This is a genomic window from Acetobacter sp. DmW_043 (genome assembly GCF_002153485.1).
Lineage (GTDB): Bacteria > Pseudomonadota > Alphaproteobacteria > Acetobacterales > Acetobacteraceae > Acetobacter > Acetobacter thailandicus.
In genome coordinates this window covers 1-341 of record NZ_JOMN01000089.1, presented here as the reverse complement: position 1 = coordinate 341, position 341 = coordinate 1, and the positions used below count along the sequence as shown (strand labels likewise).

At 64.2% G+C, this 341-nt stretch carries 1 protein-coding gene; it reads right to left on the bottom strand.

Annotated elements, in window-relative coordinates:
* On the bottom strand, nucleotides 1-341 hold a 341-nt coding region (locus HK11_RS11840), incomplete at both ends, for an AAA family ATPase (RefSeq protein WP_158092832.1).

Genomic DNA, 341 nt, shown 5'->3' with positions numbered 1-341 from the left:
TCAATCGCCTGCAACTGTTCGGGATCACCCACCAGAACAACTTTGGCACCAGCCTCATGCGCCGCTGAGAGCACCCGCTCCATCTGACGTGAACCCACCATGCCGGCCTCATCCACCACCAGCACATCACCACGCTCCAGGCAGTCCCGTCCTCTGGACCAGGCCAGCTCTAACGATGCGAGCGTACGGCTCTCAATCCCGGCCCCGCCCTGCAGCCCTTCCGCCGCAATGCCTGATAACGCAGCACCACGCACCCGGTATCCGGCCTCTTCCCATGCTGCGCGGGCCACACCCAGCATGGTGCTCTTCCCTGTCCCGGCATAGCCGACCACCACAGACAG